The organism is Vicinamibacteria bacterium (assembly GCA_035570235.1).
Lineage (GTDB): Bacteria > Acidobacteriota > Vicinamibacteria > Fen-336 > Fen-336 > DATMML01.
Window position 1 is genome coordinate 1 of sequence record DATMML010000025.1, and the last position, 19,605, is coordinate 19,605.

General features: G+C 65.9%; 13 protein-coding genes. 6 read left to right on the top strand and 7 right to left on the bottom strand.

What is annotated here, in order from left to right; genetic code table 11:
- Window positions 1-359: 359 nt before the first annotated feature.
- Window positions 360-1,868, top strand: a complete 1,509-nt coding sequence (locus VN461_04050) for a M20/M25/M40 family metallo-hydrolase (GenBank protein ID HXB53931.1) — start codon at window positions 360-362, stop codon at window positions 1,866-1,868.
- A gap of 103 nt (window positions 1,869-1,971) precedes the next feature.
- Here VN461_04050 and VN461_04055 read toward each other — a convergent pair whose 3' ends face one another.
- The 3 genes from VN461_04055 to VN461_04065 form a co-directional block, all read right to left on the bottom strand.
- Window positions 1,972-2,154: a hypothetical protein gene (locus tag VN461_04055; GenBank protein HXB53932.1), complete on the bottom strand. Its 183-nt coding sequence runs from the start codon at window positions 2,152-2,154 to the stop codon at window positions 1,972-1,974.
- Between the two features lie 240 nt (window positions 2,155-2,394).
- The gene (locus VN461_04060) at window positions 2,395-3,060 is read right to left on the bottom strand and encodes a helix-turn-helix domain-containing protein (GenBank protein ID HXB53933.1); all 666 of its coding nucleotides are present in this window, start codon (window positions 3,058-3,060) and stop codon (window positions 2,395-2,397) included.
- A gap of 183 nt (window positions 3,061-3,243) precedes the next feature.
- Window positions 3,244-3,912 (bottom strand): hypothetical protein, encoded by a 669-nt coding sequence (locus VN461_04065; protein HXB53934.1) that lies wholly within the window; start codon window positions 3,910-3,912, stop codon window positions 3,244-3,246.
- Between the two features lie 128 nt (window positions 3,913-4,040).
- Between VN461_04065 and VN461_04070 the strand changes: the two genes are divergently transcribed.
- The 3 genes from VN461_04070 to VN461_04080 all read left to right on the top strand — a co-directional run bounded on the left by VN461_04070 (window position 4,041) and on the right by VN461_04080 (window position 6,663).
- Window positions 4,041-5,045, top strand: coding sequence for a GlxA family transcriptional regulator (locus VN461_04070; protein ID HXB53935.1), 1,005 nt, complete (start codon window positions 4,041-4,043; stop codon window positions 5,043-5,045).
- The gene (locus tag VN461_04075; GenBank protein HXB53936.1) at window positions 5,036-6,175 is read left to right on the top strand and encodes a DJ-1/PfpI family protein; all 1,140 of its coding nucleotides are present in this window, start codon (window positions 5,036-5,038) and stop codon (window positions 6,173-6,175) included. Before VN461_04070 ends, VN461_04075 begins: the two co-directional genes overlap by 10 nt.
- A gap of 149 nt (window positions 6,176-6,324) precedes the next feature.
- Complete coding sequence (locus tag VN461_04080; GenBank protein ID HXB53937.1) at window positions 6,325-6,663, top strand: antibiotic biosynthesis monooxygenase; 339 nt, start codon at window positions 6,325-6,327, stop codon at window positions 6,661-6,663.
- Between the two features lie 81 nt (window positions 6,664-6,744).
- Here VN461_04080 and VN461_04085 read toward each other — a convergent pair whose 3' ends face one another.
- Together VN461_04085 and VN461_04090 are read right to left on the bottom strand one after the other, a co-directional pair.
- The gene (locus VN461_04085; GenBank protein HXB53938.1) at window positions 6,745-7,506 is read right to left on the bottom strand and encodes a helix-turn-helix domain-containing protein; all 762 of its coding nucleotides are present in this window, start codon (window positions 7,504-7,506) and stop codon (window positions 6,745-6,747) included.
- A gap of 181 nt (window positions 7,507-7,687) precedes the next feature.
- Complete coding sequence (locus VN461_04090) at window positions 7,688-9,808, bottom strand: winged helix-turn-helix domain-containing protein (protein HXB53939.1); 2,121 nt, start codon at window positions 9,806-9,808, stop codon at window positions 7,688-7,690.
- A 284-nt stretch (window positions 9,809-10,092) separates the two neighbouring features.
- On the opposite strand from VN461_04090, the gene VN461_04095 reads away from it, so the two are divergent.
- The gene (locus VN461_04095) at window positions 10,093-12,843 is read left to right on the top strand and encodes a cyclic nucleotide-binding domain-containing protein (GenBank protein ID HXB53940.1); all 2,751 of its coding nucleotides are present in this window, start codon (window positions 10,093-10,095) and stop codon (window positions 12,841-12,843) included.
- A 223-nt stretch (window positions 12,844-13,066) separates the two neighbouring features.
- Here VN461_04095 and VN461_04100 read toward each other — a convergent pair whose 3' ends face one another.
- Together VN461_04100 and VN461_04105 are read right to left on the bottom strand one after the other, a co-directional pair.
- Window positions 13,067-14,326 (bottom strand): MgtC/SapB family protein, encoded by a 1,260-nt coding sequence (locus VN461_04100; GenBank protein ID HXB53941.1) that lies wholly within the window; start codon window positions 14,324-14,326, stop codon window positions 13,067-13,069.
- Window positions 14,327-14,705: 379 nt separating this feature from the next.
- Window positions 14,706-16,166: a M24 family metallopeptidase gene (locus tag VN461_04105; GenBank protein ID HXB53942.1), complete on the bottom strand. Its 1,461-nt coding sequence runs from the start codon at window positions 16,164-16,166 to the stop codon at window positions 14,706-14,708.
- Window positions 16,167-16,628: 462 nt separating this feature from the next.
- On the opposite strand from VN461_04105, the gene VN461_04110 reads away from it, so the two are divergent.
- Complete coding sequence (locus VN461_04110; protein ID HXB53943.1) at window positions 16,629-19,571, top strand: TonB-dependent receptor; 2,943 nt, start codon at window positions 16,629-16,631, stop codon at window positions 19,569-19,571.
- Window positions 19,572-19,605 lie beyond the last annotated feature (34 nt).

Below are 19,605 nucleotides of genomic sequence, written 5' to 3' on the forward strand. Positions count from 1 at the left end.
AGATCCACAAACTTCGCCTTGTTCTCTCTCGCCTTCTTGATGGCGTCCTTCGGTCCCATACACGCTCCTTTCGCCGCGACCCCCTTCCGGGTCCGCCGCCGCCCTCACTCTATATCAACTTCCCGGCTCCGGCTGTCGGCCGTGGTCCGCACATGCTCGACAGAGGAGTGGGCGGAGACGGCGGGGGCGGGCCCGGAGGCGCCCTCCCTCCCGACCGACGGCCCCTGGGGCCGATCGCTGACAAACCGTTTCGCGGTCAAGGAAAGGACCCGCGGAGGAAGGCGGAGTCTCGCCCTCGGCCCATGTGGGGAGCGGGCGGGAGGGTTGCGCGTGCCGGGATCTACGCTAGACTGAGCCCCATGCCTCCCCTTTCACGACGTGAGTTTCTGGGTTCGACCGCCGCATCGGTGGCTGCACTCTCCCTTCCAGGTTTCGCGCTCTCTGACGACCGTCTCGGAGGGATCGAGGCGGAGATTCAGAAGCGCCACGAGGAGGGCGTGCAGCGCCTCCAGGAATGGGTGAGGCAGCCGTCGATCGCCGCTGAGAGCAGGGGGATGGCGGAGGGCTGCGAGCTCATGATGCGGCTGGCGCGGGAGGCCGGCTTCCAGGCCGTCACCCGCATGTCTACGGATGGGCAGCCCGGGGTCTTCGCCACCCTGGACGCCGGCGCGGCGCGGACGGTCGGGCTCTACTTCATGTACGACGTCAAGCAGGTCGACCCCTCCGAGTGGTCTTCGCCGCCGTGGGCGGCTGCCCTCGTCGACAAGCCCGGATTCGGCAAGGTCCTCATGGGTCGGGGCGCCGTGAACCAGAAGGGGCCGCAGGCCGCCTTCTTGGCCGCCCTGCACGCGATCCGCGGTGCGGGCAAGAAGCTGCCCGTCAACCTCGTTCTCGTGGCGGAGGGTGAGGAGGAGATCGGCTCGCCGCATTTCTCCCAGGTTGTGAGGCGGCCGGAAGTGAGCGCCGCCCTCGCCCGGTGCGCGGGTGTCTTCATGCCCTCCGCCGCCCAGGACCCCGACGGCACGGTGACGGTCTCGCTCGGTGCCAAGGGGGTCGTCGAACTCGAGCTCGTCGCGAGCGGCGAGAAATGGGGCCGGGGCCCCAAGAAGGACGTTCACTCCAGCAACCGGGCGCGCCTCGACAGCCCCTCGTTCCACCTGGTGCAGGCGCTAGCCACCTTGGTCACTCCCGATGGCGACCCCGCAATTGATGGTTTCGCCGACGCCGCCCGACCCGCCTCGGCCGCCGAGCGCGACATGCTCGACGCGGCGGCGGCGCGCATGCAAGAGTCCACGGCCAAGCACCTGCTCTCGGCCGACCGGTGGGCCCATGATCTGCCCTGGCGCGCTTCCCTGGAGAGGTTCCTGTTCGCGCCGACCGTGAACATCGAAGGGCTGGTGGGCGGGTATACGGGGCCGGGGGGCAAGACCGTCCTCCCGCACCGCGCCGTGGCCAAGCTCGATCTTCGCCTGGTGCCGGACATGACGTACGAAGGCGCGCTGTCCGCCCTCAAGGGCCACCTCCGGAAGCGTGGCTTCGGGGACATCGAGGTGAACGCAAGCGGCGGTTACGACCCCACCGGCACGCGCGCGGACGCAATGCTAATTCGGGCGGAGCTCTCGGTCTACCGGCGGGCGGGGCTGGACCCGATCCTATGGCCGCGCAACGCGGGTTCCTTTCCCGGGTATGTCTTCACGGGGGAGCCGCTCAAGCTGCCCGCGGCCCATTTCGGTCTCGGCCACGGTAGCGGTGCCCACGCCCCCGACGAGTACTTCGTGATCGAGTCATCAAACCCGAAGGTCACGGGATGGGATGGCGCGGTGCGCTCCTTCGTCGACTACCTCCAGGAGCTGGCCGTCACCAACTGAGACGCTCCGCCGAACCCCCGGCCCCGTTTGCGACTCCCTCAGGGTTTCTGCGTACGATGCGGCCACCCGCTCGAAGCGTGCCTTAGGAGTCGGCGAGGGGACCCTAGCGATAGAGGCGGTGCAGGATGGGGGCCAGCAGGATGCCCCCGAGCGCAGAAAGCCCGGCCACCGGGCGCAGTGCCGGTATCGCGATCAGCACTACGGCGACCATGCCCAGGGCGAAGATGAGACCCCCTCCCCCCTGGGCGGGGATGCTGTCGATCCGAATGCCGGGATGGCTCTGCATGACTGATCTTCCAATTAGTTGGACGGCCACCGGGCCCTCCTGATACAAGTGAGACGCTCGCCCGGACCGAAAGGTTCACTTCTTTATCAACGGGGGGGCGTCGGATGGCGGCGGTTCGCGCTGATGGGTTTGCCGGCACTGGCCGAGAGAGCGGCCTTAGGGTGGGGGTCAACAAAGGAGGGTCGATCTCATCCCACCCCGCTGAGGGCGTGGACAGATGTCCGCTTCTTCTCGGCCGCGCTAACGGGTTGGGTTCGGCTCCGGATCCTCGGCCCGGCACGACGGCGCGCTCCCGCGCTCCTGAGCCTTGGCCGAGCGCCGGCGCACACCCCCGCGTAGTCCGAGACGCTTCATCTTTTCGCTGAGGGTGGTCGGCAGGACGCCCAACAGCCTGGCCGCCAAGAGCTGATTCATGCCGCAAGCCTTGAGGGCAGAGAAGACCAGCTCCCTTTCGTATTCCTCCAGTTTCGTTTTGAGATCCTTGGCGGGGTGCTCGTCCCCGGAGACACCGAGTTCTCGCTGGTAGGCTTCGACTCGCTGTCTCAAGTCCTCGACCAAGTCCTTGACCAGGTCCTTGACTTCATCGGCGATGACCTCCAAACGGATGATTTGCCGGTTCAGCCTATGGGGCAGGCCATTGACGCTGGCACTGGGCGGGCGGGAGCGGGAGGCACGACTGGCATCGAGGGCCGACCTCACCAGCTCACGCTCGTAGTTTCCGAGGTGAGCCTTCAAGTCCCGCGCCAACTCCTGGGCCTCGGTGGTGACGAGCTTGAGCCTTTGGAGCTTGCCGTGGACCGTCCGGGGCAGGACGGAGGAGCTGCTCGGCACGGCGCCGGGTGAGACCGGAGGGAGCGGAGCGGCCGCGGCGCTCAAGTCACCCGGGGGTGTCTCAAGCGCCGGCATTCGATCCTGCAGGGGAACCGTAGCGGCTGCGCTGACCACCCGGGCTGGGCGACGCTGAACGCGTGGGTGTCCGCCGGTATTTGTTCAATGCTCGAACCGTCACCAGCATAAGACGCCAGACCACGGGAAGAACAGGCGCCTTCGGGACAAAGTGCGGACAGTTCCGGCCGAACTTTGAGCAGGTTACGGCCTTGGGCCCCTTCTTTCGAAGCCGAGGGCAAGCATTCTCTTATCGTCCGCAACGAGTCTTTCTGCGAAGTAGCTCGGGGCAAAGCCCTGCCGCTGGAATTCAGCTTCGACCTCCGACCGCGGGATGAGCACAGGGCCGCATTCTCGAAACACGTTCATGGTCCCGACGAGCGGTCGATTGAGCGTGATGGCGGTGGCTAGGGTGGGGGGATTCTCCTGAATCACGATGAACGCACGCTCCTCCGCGAGCCGACACATGGTGGACACGGCCCGACGCCAGGCCACGTGCTCGAGCACGAGCACCCCCAGCACGACCTTGAATCCGCCCGTCAGGCGACTCTCCTCGATATCGTCCAGTAGTTCCGTGTGGCGCAGTCCCTCCACCGGCTCAAGTCGTGCGGCGAGACGCTGAAGGTACTCGCGATTGATGTCAGCGAAGGTGGTGGCAAAGGGCAGGAGAAAGGTGGGCGGAGCGAAGTCAAACATCTGCCCGGTCCCGGCGCCGACGAACAAGAGACTTGCGCCTCGCTCCGTTGGTTGGAGACGAAGGTACTCCACGACCAGGATGGCGTTGGCCTGGGCCTGCCCCGCCTCCGCCATGTGAGCTTCGTAGTCCTCGGCCTTGACCAGCGACATCCAGGCCTCCCGCAGCCGAGTGCTCATGACCTCCCCTCGAGGCCCTGAACCCTGTAGGGCCCCGCGGGCGCTTGGCCAGAAATGTCCACAGATAGTCTCAAAAAGGCCTTTTTTAAAGGGTCCCAATCGTCTAGTCTAGTGGCCGGATCTGACATATGACTCCTTCCGCCCTCTCCCCGATCGCTGAAGTCCGCCCCGTGCGCGTACTCGTGTTGCTCCTACCCAGTGTCCACATCCTCGATCTGGGGGGGCCCATTCAAGCCTTTTACGAAGCGAACGGCTTCGGGGCCCAGTATGACCTCGTCTATTGCGGAACCGAACCGAGGGTGCGAACGGCCCAGGGACTGGTCCTCGCGGACGTGGCCCCGCTGCCGGACCCGGTCCCTTCCGACCTTGTTCTCGTGCCGGGCATAGACTCCTCCACCCTGGAGCGCCTGGAGCGCGTGCCGACGGCTTGGCTCCGTAGGGCCCACGCCCAAGGGTCTCGTGTCGCGTCCGTCTGCAGCGGAGCCTTCGCCCTTGCGTTCGCCGGACTCCTCGATGGGCGCGCTTGCACGACGCACTGGAAAGTGGTCGACCGACTACAGGAGTCATACCCGGCGGCTCGGGTCGCCAAGAACCGCCTCTATGTGCGAGACAACAACGTGGTCACGAGCGCCGGCATTGCCTCCGGTATCGACATGGCGCTCGCCCTGATCGAGGAGGACTGCGGGCCGCATGTTGTGGCCAAGGTCGCGCGGGAGATGGTCGTGTACTTGCGTCGGGAGGGGGACCGCGAGCAGAACAGCGTCTATCTTGACTACCGGACGCATCTCCACGCTGGCGTGCACCGAGTGCAAGACTGGTTGATCGCGCACCCAGATCAAAAACCCACGCTGGCCGTGCTCGCGGATCTCGCGGGAATGAGCGAGCGGAACCTCAGCCGGGCCTTTCGCCGGGCGACGGGCATCACACCGAAAGTCTTCGCCAGCAGGGTCAAGGTGCAGGTCGCCCGGGAGCTGCTGCAGACTCCCGGGCTGACCGTCGAGGCCATCGCCGCGAACTGCGGCTTCGAAGACGCCCGCCAGCTGCGGCGGCTCTGGAAGCAAAGCTTCGGCGTGAACCTTTCTCAGTGGAGACGCGAGGTGGAAACGGATAACGCAGGTCTGTCATGTCGATGACAGGGGGCGACGGGAGACTCGTCTGCACGTTGCTGCTGGTGGCCACCCTCGTGGGCAGCCGCCACAACGCCTTTGCCGGGGATGCGGAGCACCCCCGCAAGGGCTACACCCGCCGAGTGGCCATTGTGCTCTACGACGGCGCCGAGGTGCTCGACTTTGCGGGCCCGACCGAGGTCTTCGAGGCGGCCGGCAACCTTGGCAGTTTCCGTGGTCAGGGCGCCTTCGCCCCCTACACGGTGGCCGCCTCCACGAGCCCCGTAACGAGCCAGCGGGTTCTCAAGATCGTGCCCGAGTATACCTTTGCCGATGCACCCCCTCCGGACATCCTGGTCATCCCCGGCGGTGACACGAGCTCCCTCCAGCGGGACCCCACATTCCTCACCTGGTTCCGGGAGGCGTCCAAGAATGCCGAGGTCACGCTCACGGTGTGCACGGGGGCCTTCGTGCCCGGAGGCCTGGGCCTGCTGGACGGTCTCGAGGTCACGACCTGGTACGGGGCCATCCCCGCCCTGAGGGCCACCGCGCCTAAAGCCATGGTCCAGGACGGCCGCCGCTTTGTGGACAATGGCTCGATTGTGACCACGGCGGGGGTGTCCGCGGGAATCGATGGGGCTCTTCACACCGTGGCCCGGCTCGTCGGGCGGGGGGTGGCGGACAGGACGGCCCGCTACATGGAGTACCACTGGACGCCGGAGTCCTATCTGGCCCAGCGGTATTCCTACCTGAACCCCAGCCTGGACGGGGACGGGCGGCTGCTGCAGCAGGCCGAGCTCGACGCGGACACGAAAGACTACGCGGAGGCCTCCCGGGCCTATCACACCCTGCTCGAGCGGGACCCCGCGGACGCCTTCGTCTGGTACCGCCTCGGTAGACTCCTCCATCTGATGGGCAAGTGGGCCGAAGCCATCGACGCGGCGAGCCACGCCCTGGCCTCTCCCGAATGGCGACCCGAGGCTCTCTACAACATGGCGTGCGCCTATGCCTTGAAAGGCGATGCGGATTCAGCCCTGCACCGTCTCCGAGAGGCCGTGGACGCGGGGTTTAAGAAGAGGTGGGCCCTGGAGGGCGATCCGGACTTGGCCAGCCTCCGCGGAAGCCAGCGCTTCCAGGAACTGTTGAAGAGGCTCTGAACGGCGCGCTGGGCAAGGCGAGAGACCCAAACGACCCATCCCGCGTCAAGGCCCCGAGCCCGCCTCGATCCGATCCGGGGGCGCAAGGGGAGTGTTTTTCCGCCATTGTCGCCCTGGGGTGGGGGACAATCGGGGCGGAGGGAATGGGCATGACCGACGCCGGGATCGCGCACACACCGAAATCACCGTACTACGCGGTCATCTTTACCTCAGTGCGAACGGCCGTGGATGAGGGCTACGCGGAGACGGCGGAGCGGATGCTCCAGCTCGCGGCCCAGCAGCCGGGCTACCTTGGGGTTGAGAGCGCGCGCGAGGGAGGCCTCGGCATTACCGTCTCCTATTGGCAGGACCTCCAGTCGATCAAGTCCTGGAAGGCGGTGGCCGAGCATACCCTGGCCCAGCGGCTGGGCCGCGAGCGCTGGTACCGTGCCTATAAGACGCGCATCTGCAGGGTTGAAGACGACTATGACTTTGCGCGTCCCGCCTGAAGCGATGAAGGAAGACCGAGGGCACTCCGAGGCTTGGGGGCCCCTAGCCGCTACCGGAAGCCGGCACTCCGACCGAGAGCTCTAGCCTCTCCACGCCCGCCCCCGCCCGCGCAGTCCCAGACGCTTCATCTTTTCGCTCAGCGTGGTCGGGAGGACGCCCAGCTCCTTAGCCGCTAAGACCTGATTCATGCCACAGGACTCGAGGGCGGAGATGACGAGCTCCCGCTCGTATTCCTCCAGCCGGGTCTTGAGATCCACGGGGCGCTCGTTCTGCGGCGCGACGGGGTCCCGTCCGTTCACTTCGAGGTGCCGCTTCAGGTTCTCGACCAAGCTTCCCACCAGGCTGTTGACGTTGTCGGCAGTGAACTGAAGACGCTTGATCCTTCGGCTCAACCGGTCCGGCAGCGTGTTGAGAGTCGCCTTCGGTGAGCGGGAACGGTGGCGCCGGGAGGCCTCGAGGGCGGAGATCAGGAGTTCTCGCTCGTATTGTCCGAGGCCCAGCCTCAACTCCTCGGCTAGCTCTTGGGCCTCGCTTGTAATGAGCTTGAGCCCCTGGTGGATCTTCCGGCCCAGGGTCTTGGGAAGCACCTCCTCGAACACGCTTGCCACCGCGTCGTCCGCGGGGGCGAGGATCGGCGGAGTTGGTCCGGCAAGCGGGTCGGGACGGACATCGGCCGGGAAGCCGTCCCGGATCTGAAGCGTCGTCCTGGTCTCGATCATCGCGGTGCCCGGTGGTTCGGAGTCGGCGGGCGCTTCGCTGACATCCGCATCCTCGCCTTCGGCTCCCCCATCGTTGCCTTCCTGACCGGCCGGGAGAAAAGCGGTCCGGGCGCCGGCCTCCATGAGTAAGGTTGGCCCCCGCGGGAGTTCAGGCAATGCGTTGGAGCTACGTTTAAGCTGAGTTGAAGCTGAGCCCCTAACCGGCTGTCGGGGATGGGCTTTCCGACAGGAATGAGCAGGCGGGTTCTTGGTTTCCCGCCCGCGCTAACGAATTGGGAACCCTCGAGAAGGGCCCGGACACTCCCTACCGGACATCCTCGGCCACATGGAGGTCGGAGAGGATCCGTGCGCTGCTGTATGCGTAGGAACGGCCATCACGGGAAACGGTGATGCTGCCAACACCGACAAACCCCGTCCGATCCTTGGGGCCGAGCTCCTTCCAGGTCGTGCTCTTCCCCGTGTTCAGGTCGAGTCGAAGAATTGTCGCCACGCCCTTCTCCTTTGAGCCCTTTCTTACGTAGAGGCGCCCACGGCTGTCCACCCCGACGGGCGACGACCCCCTCTCGGTGTTGGGCAGGGGCTGAGGCTCTCCTCCCTCGAGCGGGTAGAGGCACAGCCCTGCCTTGCAGCCGCCCACGAGGGATCTCCCATCGGACGTGAGGGCGTACTTCCAGAGGGCGACCCCCGGGGGAGTCACGGGTCGGGGCTTCGCCTCCTCCAGACCCCGTAAGTAGGTGCGTCGCTGGCCGCTTCCCTTCTCCCGGCCGGTGAAGAAGAACGACCGCCCATCCGGGTGCCACCCGGCCATCTCGTATTCCGCGATGCCCTCGTCCTTGATGGTGCGTGCTTCCCCGGGTCCCGTGGGCAGGAGGTCGATGTGGCTCGGGTCTTTCAAGGGGATGGTGAGCACCCATTTCGCGTCGGCGCTCAGGCCCATCGGCCGCCCCGGACCGATCCGGACGGGGGGAGAGCCATCCGTCCTCCGAACAAAGACCGTGTAGTCCGGCCCGCCGCCCTCGCCGCTCTCCCCGAACAGAAGCAGCCGGCCGTCGGGGGAGAGATCGCTCACGCTGGTGTAGTCCAGCCAGGAGAGATCCCGTTCGTCCGTGTCATCTTCCGAGCGGAAGCGGCTTTCCATGCGCACGGTCGCCCGCTCGATCAAAGCGCGGCCGTCCCGTGATACGTCGTGCAGGATGAGACGACCCATGGCGGGCGCGAGGGGGCGCTCGTGGCCACCCAGGTCGACGGCGTAGAGGGCGGAGTCGCTCCCTGCCCGCGTCGCGGTGAACCAGACCTCGTTCCCGCGGGGAGACCAGGCCAAGCCTTCGATGCTCCCCCAAGGGCCGGAAAGCCGCGTCGCCTTTCCCGCCCGGTCCACCACCGTCACGTACCCACGGTCGTCCCAGAATATCGGGTGCTCGAGAAAGGCCACGCGCTCGCCGTTCGGGGCTATCCGGATGTGGCTGGGGGAGAGCGCCTCGCAGAGGACGGTCCCTATCGGGAATTCGATGCGGCCGGGGCCGAGGCTATAGCGAACAACCGCGAAGTCCGAACCGTCCGGCAGCCAATCGGCCTGCACGACATTGTCCAAGACTTCCTTGGCCGGGCCCCCGGCGAGCGGGGCCCGGACCAGGGTGCCCTCCTTTATGAAGGCCGCCTCGCCGCTCCGCGATATACCCACGAGTCGACCGCCCGGACCGTCCAGGCGGCGAGAGTTGCGGCTCTCGACCTCGGCCGTGAAAAGAGCCGGGGGCTGGCCCTCCCAGGACGCGCCGTAGACGACGTTCCCATCGGAAGTGAAACGGGCGGACTCGACGAACCCGCGACTGAAGGTCAGACGCCGGAAACGCGGGACCGGACTCGGCCCACGTTGAAGGGTCAAGTACGCGATCACACCAAGACCGGTCACGGCCAGGGCCGTGGCCGTGGCCACGAGCCAACGCCGGTGGCGGTAGGTCGCCGTTTCGGGAGTGGTCACCCGGGACGCAAACAGGCCCGTCCGCTCGCCCGCCCCCCCCACGGTCCCAATCGGAACCAGGGGCGCGGCGCGCTGCCCCCCGGCCATCGACTCCGACGGGCCGATCCAACGATAGCCGCGTCGGGGAAGGGTCTCCAGGTAGCGGGGCGAGAGCGCGGAGTCTCCGAGTGCGCTGCGGATTTGGCGAACGCAGAAATTGAGCGACTGTTCGAAGTCCACGAACGTGCCCGCCGGCCAAAGCTCTTTCTGGATCTCTTCGCGGGTCACCAGTTCTCCCGCCCGCAGAGCCAGAAGCTCGAGCACCTTTGAAGGCTGTGGCTGCAGATGAACGAGTACGCCGGAACGCCGAAGTTCGCCGCTCCGAAGGTCGAGTTCGAAGGGCCCGAAGCGCAGGGCCTGCACCGCCCTCTCGCCATTCAGCGGCCCTAGGCTCTCTTCGGTTCTCATCCTTAATGTTCTGAGTGTACCGGAGCGATCGTCCACGCGCGATCCAACGGATTGGATGCTAGGTGGCGCGCTGAGCGTCACCGAGGAGCTCGCGCGTCACTATGGCCCCGAAGACAACATCGGCATGACCGACCCAGGTAGGGGGGATTTTGGGAGGTCGAGGCCGTCCTGTCCGGCTTCCGCCCGCTTGACCCCATCGCGATGTGCGCCTTACGCTTCCGTCAAGGCCTAAGCCGGACGGGGCCGCGCCCGCCCAACCAGGCTTCCCTCATCGGGGAGAAGCGATGGCAATCGACTGGCGTGGGGGATCGCACGAGGAGTCGATCAACGACCTGATCGTCCGGAAGAAGTATGCGCGGGCCATCGAGCTGCTGAGGCTTCACCTCCAGAGGCGGGGGCGGAGCCCGGTGGTGAGGCTGCAGCTTGCCGACGCCTTGGTGATGGCGGGTAGAGGTGGGGAAGCGGTGCCGATCTTCCTCGGGCTCGCGGATGAGTTCGCCGCCGACGGCTTCATGGCGAAGGCCGTGGCGGCCCTCAAGCGAGTCGAGAAGATCGAGCCCGGTCGGCCCGATGTGGAGGCCCGATTGAAGGGTCTCACCCGTCGACCGACGGCCCCCACCGAGCGAACGAGTCCGGGCTCGCAGACCGTGACCACATCGCGGGATGCAGAGATTGGGATGGAGGAGGTGGGGTCCGCGACTTTGGCCCGGCTCCAGGCGAAAGGCCGGCCGGCCATCGAGAAGGTCCCCGACCCCCCTTCGGGAGTAGAAGCCGGTCCGAAAGCGGTTTCCGAGACCCCCGCCCCGAGGTCGACTCCCGAGGGCGAGGTCCCGGTCTTGGCTTTGGAGGCCCCCCGGGGGGGAACGGAGGACGCACCACCCTTGGGGCCGATCGGCGGGGGAGAAGGCGTTCCTGACCAAACGCCGCTCGTCCAGGCCAGCGGAGGCAAGGCTACGTCGGCGCTCACGACTCGCATTCGGGGCGCCTTCCGCCGCTTCCTTACCTTGCTTCCGGTTCCGGCCGGCGCTGCCACCGGGGTGGAGCCGGAGGCGCCGCCCCTTCCGGAGGGGGCGGCCCCGGTTCCAGACACCCGCACGATCCCGGCTCCGCAGGGGCCCTCCGAACCCCCCAAGATCGAGACGCGAACAGCCGCCGAGGCCTCCGGCGAGCCTGCCTCCGCGGAAGAGGCGAGCGGACCGGAGCCCGCTCCCGGAACGAACCTCGAGCCGCCGCAGGGAGTGACGCCGCTGGGAAAGAGGGAGGTGGAGGCGCCCGAGCTTTTCCTTGAGTTGCCGCCCGCGGAGGCGACCCCGGACGGCGCTTCCGCCGAAGAGGAGCTGCCGGCTCTCGAAATCGAGGTGCCGGAGCCGGAGAGCGGCCTCGTTGGCTTGCCCGGCGATGCCGAGGACGAAGGCCTTCCCCCGTTGGAGATCGATGAGGACGTCGAGGAGGCCCCTCCCCTTCCTGCCCTGGCCGTCGTCGAGGATCCGCCCCCGCTCGCGCCCGTGGAAGCATCTCCAATAGTGGACGTCGTGGCCACCCCCTCCGGACTGAGCGTCGGGGAGAAGGTGGGCGGAACCGCTCAAGACGACTTCTTCACCATGCCGGAGGAGGTCTTCCAGGACCGGGTCACCGATCTGATAGGGGAGCTTCTCAATCCCGCGGAAGCGGGGACCCCGATGGGGGAGGGCGCGGACGAGAGTCGCCGCCCCGCCTCGCCTCTCTCGCTCCTGACCGGACCCTTCCTGGAGGACCTTACGGAAGAGGAGCGACTGTCTGTCCTCCAGGGGTTGAGTCTCCGCGGCGTCGAGGCGGGCGACATCCTCCTCACGGAGGGCGAGGCCGGCCAGAGCCTATTCCTGTTGACCACGGGCGAGGTCAAGGTCTTCGCAAGGGATCCTACCGGGCACAACGTCCGTATCGGCGCCCTCAAAGAGGGCGATGTCTTCGGGGAGATATCGGTGCTCCAAGGCCGTCCGCGCACGGCCACCATCACCGCCGCTGCGCGGGGGGAGCTCCTCGAGCTGGACCAAGAGTCCCTGGCGCGACTGACTCGGGATCATCCTCGGGTCATGGCGAAGATCGACGCCTTCTCGCGGGAGAGGAGTGATGACCGAGAAGCGGCCGCGGTCCGGGCGGGAGCGCGGCCCCTCGATCGCGCGCAGGCTCACCTGGGTCCCGATCTGGACGTCCATTTCGGGGGCAAACGACTCGAGCCACGCTTGCGGCTGCGGCTCGCGGACGCCTTCCTCAAGGGGGGGGAGGACCGGCAGGCGGTCCAGATCCTGATCGCCCTTGCCGATGACTTGGTGCAGAACGACTTCATCGAGAAAGCGGTGGCCCTTCTGAAGAAGGTGGAGGAGATCCAGCGCCGCCGAGCGGCGGCGCCCCCAGGGGAGGGGGCGCACCCCGCCCTCCCCTCCGGCCGCAGGCCGCCCGCCTCGCCTGAGCTCCCCCCCGGGGTTGGCGACTCCGCGGTCAGCGACCGCTTCCAGGATTGGCTGCTCGATCTCGTTCGGGCTACGGTCCAGCGCCGGCCGGGCGGGCCGGCGCCGCCGGTGGCGGCTCGGCTCCTGGACACGGCTGCTCTCCGAGCCTACGGCCGCGGCCTGCTGGCGAGTCGCCTGTTCAAGGGTCTTTCCGAGGAGGAGCTCCTCGCCGTCATCCAGGGACTGCGGCTGCTCACCTTCGAGCCGGGGGACATTGTCCTTACCGAAGGCGAAGCGGGGGGGAGCGTCTACATCCTGGCTACGGGACAGGTGAAGGTCTTCGTCCGGAACCGCTCGGGACAGGACGTGGCCATAGACGAGCTCGGTGAGGGAGCGTTCTTCGGGGAAATGGCGGCCATCTCGAGCCGGTCACGGGCCGCCACCGTCACTGCCGCTTCCGCGTGCACCTTACTTGAGTTGGACGGGCCCGGCCTCCGCTCCATCCTCCAGTCATACCCGGCCGTGCGGGACGTTCTCGAGCGCGTCTTCATAGAGCGGGCGACCGACCCTCACGCCGCCTCCGTGCGAAGCCTGGAAGGGCGCTGAGCAGCCGGGAAAGCGATTCGCCCCCGGAACCTCCGCCGCGGAAACCGTAGGGGTGCGACCCGCGGACGGCTCAGTGATCCGTGACCCTCTGACCAGAGCCACCCAGGCTCCGGAGGCTCACCGACGCGCGCACGACTTCAACCCTCTGTCGCCAACCGTCTGGCTGTCAACGGAGAGCGCTCGCGCTTTGGAGGGCAGGAGGGTCGGGGCGACGACGACGCTGTCACCAGAAGAGAGGTGCGAGGCCAAGCGCGGCAAGGCCGAGCAGCAAGCCCAGACTCTGAATACCGGCCTGTCGGCTGGAGAAAGCGTAGGCGTAGACCCCCTTGACCACGTTGTTGCTGGCGGCCGCTATCAGGATTCCTGTTGACGCCAGCGGGAGGGGAGTGAGCGTGCCCGCGGCTTGGGTCAGGCCCATAATGAATGGGTCTACGTCCGTGACGCCCATGACGGCAGCCAGCGTGTAGACGCCCGTGCTTCCCAAGTACAAGACGGCCAAATGGGTACCGGCCAGCATAACCACGAAGAGCAGGGCAAAGAGAAGGGCGGTGCCCAGGGCCAAGGGGTTCTTGGGCTCGAACTCCCGCTTGGCGACCCCTGGATCCCCGCCACTTCGGGACCACAACCAGCCCCCGCAGATGGCCAGCGCGCTGAGGCTTAGGAAAGACGGTGCCAGCAAAAGCATCAGCGGTCGATTAAAGATGCCAATGAGCACGACTAGCCTCAAGTACATCATTCCCGAGGCGGTGAGTATCGCTCCCGGGACCAAGCGGCCATGGTCTTCGCGAGCCGCCCTCTTGGCCAGGACCACGGTCGTCACCGTGGAGGAATAGGCCCCACCCAGTACCGCGGCGAAGAGCAGGCCGCCCCGCTCCTTGGTGAGCCGTTGAAGGACGTAGCTGCCATAGGAGACGGTGCTCACCGCTACGACGACCAGCCAGGTCTTCGAGGGATTGATCTGGAAAGGACCGATTTCGCGATTGGGCAGTACGGGGAGTGCGACCGCGGTCAGGAGTAGGAACTTAGTGAAGGTGAGGATCTCTTCCTGAGGGAGGCGGCGGGCAAGTCCCTCCAAAGCGACCTTCAGCTCCAGCAGCAGCGCGCTGGCCACGCTCAGCGTCGTCGCTATCCAGAAGTGTTCGTAGGACACGAGCGCCCCCACCAAATAAGTGGTAAGGGCCGACATTTCGGTGGTGATGCCGGCGAGCCCGGAACTGGCGAGTTTGTTCCGATAGGACAGGAGAAGAAACCCAGCCACCACGACCAGTCCTAGGGTGACGGGGAGTACCTGCGGGCCCGAGAGAAGAGCAACCGCGTAGCCCATGAGGCCAATGAGAGGAAACGTGCGGACGCCTCCGAACGCATAGTGCTCGAGCCCTACCTTGTGCTCCTCCCGCTCTAGCCCGATGAGGAAGGAGAGGAAGAGCACCACCACGATCTTGATTCCTTCCGGGGGTAGCCACTGACCGAGCGATTCCACCATGGGTTTCGGGCCTCGTTCCCCCGCGGGTGCCGATGGTCATCGGCCTTCGGGGGGCGGAATCTATTGACTAAGGGCTCCACACCATACCAGAAACGACAGCCGGGCAGACCGTCCGCCGATCGGAGAGCCCCGGCGCCAGGCCCAAGCCAAGGATGCGGGACGGTAGGGGGAGGCCCATCCACGCTCGGGTCGAGAGATGCCGCCGGCCGGCTCTAAGTCCGGCGAAGGGGCTGGACCGGGCTCGCGCGTGATTCCGGCGTCCTACGATTCGCGCCGCGGGCGAACTCTCCCGAGCCGCCCGCCGCGAATCTGGATCTTCCGAGCCTTGGGGGCCGTTCGATCAAAAGCAGGGGGGACGTCGGCGCCGGTGGCGGCTGGTTCAGAGCTTCAGCCAGCACCATTCCTTGGTGTAGGGGACGCGGCTCATTCGGTAGCCGGACTTCAGGCCGACCACGACGGTGTCGCTCCAGTTGAAGCCGCAACCGTGCTCCGTGTCATAGAGCCCGGGTTCCTCGGAGAAGCACATGCTTCGACGAAGCATGGTGTAGTCCCCGAGGGACAGATACGGGGGTTGGTGGCCCTCCACTCCTTCGCCGTGCCCGGGGCGGTGGTAGATGTACTTCTGGACTCCTTGCTCGAGCTGGAATCTCAGAATCTCGTGGGCCACGTGGGAGCAGGTGGAACCTTCCACGGACAGCTCGACCTGCATGTCGCAGCTTCGCTGGCTCACCTCCCACAGCTTGCGCATGTGGGCGTCGAATCCGCCCGCGGGGTCGGCCAGGATGAAGGCCCGGTAGTTCTCCCCCCCGTAGCCCCCGATGGAGGCACCCCCCGAGATCTGAAGGGCCATGTTGCGGCCGATCCGGTTGAAGTAGGGCTGGTTCGGGTGTGGGTAGGCGGTCACCGGCCCCACCCGCACCTCGATCCCGATGGTGGCTCCCACGCCATGGTGGGGTGTCCCCCCCGCCAGATCGAGGTCGGAGTAGAGCTGGTCGTTGATCCAGAGCTCCGTGGCCTTGGCCACCTCCCAATCCGTGACGTCCGTCCCATGGCTGAGGATGTAGTCGCGCGCAAAGCAGTGAGCCCGGTCGAAGTAGACGTAGGCCCGGCGCCAGAGGGCCAGTTCCTCCGCCGTCTTCACCTCGCGCATCTTCATAAGGATGTCTGAGATGTTGACGAAGTCGATGCCGCCCAGGACCTTCTTGGCCTTTTCGAGCTCCGAGGGGTAGAGTTCGCCATCGATTCCGATCTTGCTCCCCTGGATGCCGTGCTCCTTGATGCCCCGGAGCAGGAACTCGAAGAGGTCGACGGTATCTCCCTGGTCGATCGTCCCTTTGTAGGGGTACGCGCCTTCGGCGTGGAGGAAGTCGAAGTACGTCCACCCCCCCCCGAACCACCAGCCTGTGACGAGGTCCCGGTCCAGGCCCGGATAGAGATACCAGGGAGCGGCGTCGTCCTTATTCATGAAGGCCGCCTGGGGCCGCTCCGTCTCGATGTGCCAGTACCCGGTGAGGTAGATGATGTTCAGGTGGTCACGGATGAGGAAGGCCTGGATGTCCCGGTCGGCCAGCTTGGCCTTGAGGCGGGTGACGGTGGCTTTGTTCCAGTCCAGGCCTAGCCGGTCGGCTTTCGCGGGAGCAGGGGGGCCTTCTTCGCCGGGCGCCGGCTTCAGGAGGAGCGCTTCGCTCTTCCCGGCCTTAGCCCGATCCCCGAGCATCCGGGTAAGGGACGACGCCCCCCCCGTCTGCATCGCGGCCACGTGGTCCACGCGGGAGAGAAAGCCCGAGCCCAGGAGCGCCAGACCACCACCTTTGATCCAGCGACGCCGATCCCTATCCATATGACATCCTCCTGCCTTAGGAGCGGGTGAAGCGCGGCCCTCGGCTTCGGCTCTCGCCGCCGCCGGAGCGACGTAGGCGCAAGGATACAGCGAAGCGGGTTGGCCGAGGAACCGGCACCTCTGCCCCTGGCAAGGCCAGGCCGGAACACCCAGTTCGATCCTGGTTTTTCGAGAACGCGCGGCGCGCTCGAGGCCGAGGACCATATCCAACGGAGGTGGCGTGTGGCTCGCGGCACTTGCTCCGACCCTCCTCCGCGATACGAAATCTCGGATCGATTCAACGTGGTGGACTTTCTGGTGACGCAGTCTCTGGGAGCGTGTAGCTGTAACCAATTGAGGGCTTTAGACCTGCAGAGCTCACCTGAGGTCTTTGCTCCTTGGCTCGATCCTTGCTGATTGAAGGGTCAATCGCTGCTTCATGAAAGTTGAGACCGCACTCTCTGTACATAAGGAGGGTCGTAAATGAGAAAAGGCTTTGGCTGGTTCCTGGTTCTCGTCCTGGGCCTTGTGCCTGCAGTTTGGGCACAGACCACGGGTGGCAACGTCTACGGAACGGTCGTCGACCAGTCGGGTGCCGCGCTGCCCGGCTCCACGGTCACGATCGCGTCCCCCGAGCTCGGGGGTACCCGTTCCACGGTGACGGGGAGCTCAGGTGATTTTCGCTTCCTGAACCTGGATCACGGCTCCTACAAGCTGACCGTCGCGGTTCAGGGCTTTGCCACCGTGACCCGGGACGTCATCGTCAATACGGGGGTCAACGTCGAACTGAACTTCAACATGAAGGTCGCCGGGCTCCAGGAGACGGTGGCCGTGACGGCCGAGACCCCGGTGGTGGATTCCAAGAAGGTAGGAACCTCCACCACGCTCACCAAGGATGAGCTGTCCGAGGTTCCGCAAGGACGCGACCCCTGGGCCATCCTGAAGAACGTGCCCGGCGTGGTGGTAGATCGGGTGAGCATCGCCGGAAGCGAGGCCGGACAACAGTCCCTTTTCGTGGGCAAGGGCGCTTCGGGAAACGACACGATGTGGAACTTGGACGGCGTCGCGATCACCGACCCGACGTCGTTCGGGGCCAGCTCGGCCTACTTCGACTTCGATGCGTTCGACGAGATCAACGTCAGCACCGGCGGCGGCGATTTGAAGGTCCAGTCGGGAGGAATCGGGCTCAACTTCGTCACCAAGCGCGGGACCAACGCCTTCCACGGTAACGTGCACCTGTTCGGCACGAACCACAAGTTCGGCGAAGGCACCAACGTGCCGAGCAGCATTCCGAGCTCTAGCCTGCGAGACGGTCGGGCGGACCAGATCCGTCAGATCGGAGACTACGGCGGCGATCTGGGCGGCCCGATCATCAAGGACAAGCTTTGGTTCTGGGGATCCTACGGAAAGCAGGACATCCGCCTGTACCGCTTGCTGGGCAACACCGATGACAGAACCCTCATCAAGAGCATCAACGGCAAGCTCAACTGGCAGGCGGACTCGAACACCATGGTCTCCCTCTTCTATTTCAACGGCGGGGAGAAGAGCAAGTTCAACCGGGACCCCGGTCAGGCCGGCCACGAGGCGGCCTCCTTCCTCTGGAACCAGGGGACATTCTTCGCGACCCAGGACTGCGGGGTTCCCTGCGGCGTCCACGGGCTTTGGAAGGCGGAGGTCAACCACACCTTCGGCCCCAACCTCTTCATAAACGCCAAGTACGCCTTCTACAACTGGGGCTATGGCTTCGATCCCGTCGGTGGCACGGGTCAGGACGCCAGCGTGGACAAGGTCGCCGACACGGCCGCGGGCTCCTGGGTCAAGACGCGATTCTTGAAGCCCTGGCACACCGCGAACCTGGACGGAAGCTATTTCTTCAACGGCCTCAACGGACGGCACGAAATGAAGTTCGGCTTCGGCTTCAAACACTGGCCGAACTCCTCCTCCATCTCCTTCAGCGGGAACGGGATCGTGGCCTACCACAACAACGACGACCCCAATGATCCAACGTCCCGCGTGGCCTGGGTCACCCGCCCCTTCGTGGCCACGTTCAAGGGGGACAACCTGAGCGCGTACCTGGGAGACACCTATTCGAGTGGCCGACTCACGGTGAACGGCGGCGTGCGCTGGGACCTCCAGAAGGCTAGCAACGGACCGAGCGTGGCCCCCGGCAACCCGCTTTTCCCCGACCTCCTGCCGACCCTCACCTTCGACGGCAACGTCCCTGGGATTAAGTGGAATGACTTCTCGCCCCGGGTCGGGGTCACCCTAGCGCTCGACGACGCACGCAAGACGGTGGCCCGTGCCTCTTACGCCCACTACGCCGGCTCCCTGGCTTCGCCCGACGCCACCTTCAACAGCCCCATCCCCTACGGCTACACGTACCTGGCCTACAAGTGGGTGGATCGCAACGGGGACGGCTTTGCACAGAAGGACGAGATCCTCACCAACCAGGGAGTGCTCTACGCCGGCAACGTGAATCCGAACAACACCACGTCGCTCGTGGCTCTGAACAAGCTTGATCCCAACTACCACGCGAACCATGACGACGAGATTGTCGTTGGCCTCGAGCGCGAGGTGATCCCCAACTTCTCCGTGGGCGTCGCCTACACCTGGCGCAAGGGACAAGGCTATCCCGATTGGTTCCCGCGAGTCGATGCGAACGGAAACCTCCTCACCCCGGCCGACTACACCGTGAACGCGCCGGTATCGGCGAACGGCTACACCGTCCTCACCTACTCGCCGAATCCGGGCAGCATCGGCAACAACGCCCGCATGCTGACCAACCGAAACGACTTCAACCAGACCTACAACGGAATCGAGCTCACGGCCCTGAAGCGTCTTTCCAACAAGTGGATGCTCCGTGCCGCCGTCTCCTACAACGATTGGAAGGAGCACCTCACCGGGCCCGGGGCCTTCCAGAGCCCGACCCCCACCGACGTGGAGAATTTCGGGGGCACTCAGAACCTCATAGGGAACGGGGCTTTGATTGAAGGCGGCATCGTGGCGCCCAAGTCCTACGGGGCAAAGACCAACTCGTTCATCAACTCGACGTGGCAGGTTACTGCGAGCGGGCTCTACCAGCTCCCCGCGGGATTCGAGGTGGGAGCGTCTCTCTTGGGCCGGCAGGGGAACCCGAAGGTCCTAGAAATTCCCGCCAGTGCCGGTGCCGACGGCACGCCCCGAGTCCCGGTCGGCCCCTTGGATCTCCAGCGCTACGCCACCGTTTGGGACTTGGACTTGCGTGTGGCCAACAACATCAAATTGGGGGGAAGCGCCACGTTGGGCATCACCGTTGACCTGTTCAACGCCCTCAACACCGGCCCGATCCTCCAGGAGGTCCGCAACGTGGGATCCACGGCGTTCCAACAGCCGCTTGAGGTACTCAACCCCCGCGTCTTGCGTTTCGGCTTCCGTCTGGGCTTCTGAAAACCCGTCGTTCGTAAGCGGCCCCGGGGCTCGG

What these genes read in the sequence shown, in the direction of transcription:
- VN461_04050 (HXB53931.1), top strand. Translation starts at nt 360, where the DNA reads ATGCCTCCCCTTTCACGACGTGAGTTTCTGGGTTCGACCGCCGCATCG.
- VN461_04055 (HXB53932.1), bottom strand. Translation starts at nt 2,154, where the DNA reads ATGCAGAGCCATCCCGGCATTCGGATCGACAGCATCCCCGCCCAGGGG.
- VN461_04060 (HXB53933.1), bottom strand. Translation starts at nt 3,060, where the DNA reads ATGCCGGCGCTTGAGACACCCCCGGGTGACTTGAGCGCCGCGGCCGCT.
- VN461_04065 (HXB53934.1), bottom strand. Translation starts at nt 3,912, where the DNA reads ATGAGCACTCGGCTGCGGGAGGCCTGGATGTCGCTGGTCAAGGCCGAG.
- VN461_04070 (HXB53935.1), top strand. Translation starts at nt 4,041, where the DNA reads ATGACTCCTTCCGCCCTCTCCCCGATCGCTGAAGTCCGCCCCGTGCGC.
- VN461_04075 (HXB53936.1), top strand. Translation starts at nt 5,036, where the DNA reads ATGTCGATGACAGGGGGCGACGGGAGACTCGTCTGCACGTTGCTGCTG.
- VN461_04080 (HXB53937.1), top strand. Translation starts at nt 6,325, where the DNA reads ATGACCGACGCCGGGATCGCGCACACACCGAAATCACCGTACTACGCG.
- VN461_04085 (HXB53938.1), bottom strand. Translation starts at nt 7,506, where the DNA reads ATGGAGGCCGGCGCCCGGACCGCTTTTCTCCCGGCCGGTCAGGAAGGC.
- VN461_04090 (HXB53939.1), bottom strand. Translation starts at nt 9,808, where the DNA reads ATGAGAACCGAAGAGAGCCTAGGGCCGCTGAATGGCGAGAGGGCGGTG.
- VN461_04095 (HXB53940.1), top strand. Translation starts at nt 10,093, where the DNA reads ATGGCAATCGACTGGCGTGGGGGATCGCACGAGGAGTCGATCAACGAC.
- VN461_04100 (HXB53941.1), bottom strand. Translation starts at nt 14,326, where the DNA reads ATGGTGGAATCGCTCGGTCAGTGGCTACCCCCGGAAGGAATCAAGATC.
- VN461_04105 (HXB53942.1), bottom strand. Translation starts at nt 16,166, where the DNA reads ATGGATAGGGATCGGCGTCGCTGGATCAAAGGTGGTGGTCTGGCGCTC.
- VN461_04110 (HXB53943.1), top strand. Translation starts at nt 16,629, where the DNA reads ATGAGAAAAGGCTTTGGCTGGTTCCTGGTTCTCGTCCTGGGCCTTGTG.